At 48.8% G+C, this 490-nt stretch carries 1 protein-coding gene; it reads left to right on the top strand.

Going from position 1 to position 490, the window contains the following annotated elements; genetic code table 11:
* The coding region (locus ACTHTJ_RS10785; protein ID WP_440362677.1) for a pyruvate formate lyase family protein at window positions 1-490 on the top strand (490 nt) is incomplete at both ends.

The following is a 490-nucleotide window of genomic DNA, read 5'->3' as shown; positions in this document are numbered from 1 at the left end:
GTAGAAAACCGTACGCACGAGCCGTACAAAATCGATGCGCAAATCATATCCGGTATTACCAGCCACGCTCCAGGCTACATCGACAAAGATTTGGAAACCATCGTCGGCCTGCAAACAGATGAGCCTTTGAAACGCTCCATCATGCCGTTTGGCGGTTTGAAAATGGTGCAAGACGCGTGCAAAGTGTACAACGTTGAATTGAATCCTGAAGTCAGCGAAATTTTCACCAAATACCGCAAAACCCATAACCAAGGCGTGTTTGACGTTTACACTCCCGACATCCGCCGTTGCCGTAAATCAGGCGTGATTACCGGTCTGCCGGATGCTTATGGCCGTTGCCGTATTATCGGTGACTACCGTCGTGTTGCATTGTACGGTATCGACTTCTTGATGAAAGACAAACTCAACCAGTTCAATTCACTGCAAGCCGATTTGGAAAACGGTGTGGACTTGGAAGAAGTGATCCGCCGCCGCGAAGAAATCAACGAAC

It is taken from the genome of Neisseria sp. P0018.S001 (assembly GCF_051957355.1).
Classification (GTDB): domain Bacteria; phylum Pseudomonadota; class Gammaproteobacteria; order Burkholderiales; family Neisseriaceae; genus Neisseria; species Neisseria subflava_A.
The sequence above is the reverse complement of the archived record's forward strand: the minus strand, read 5'-3'. Positions and strand labels throughout refer to the sequence as shown.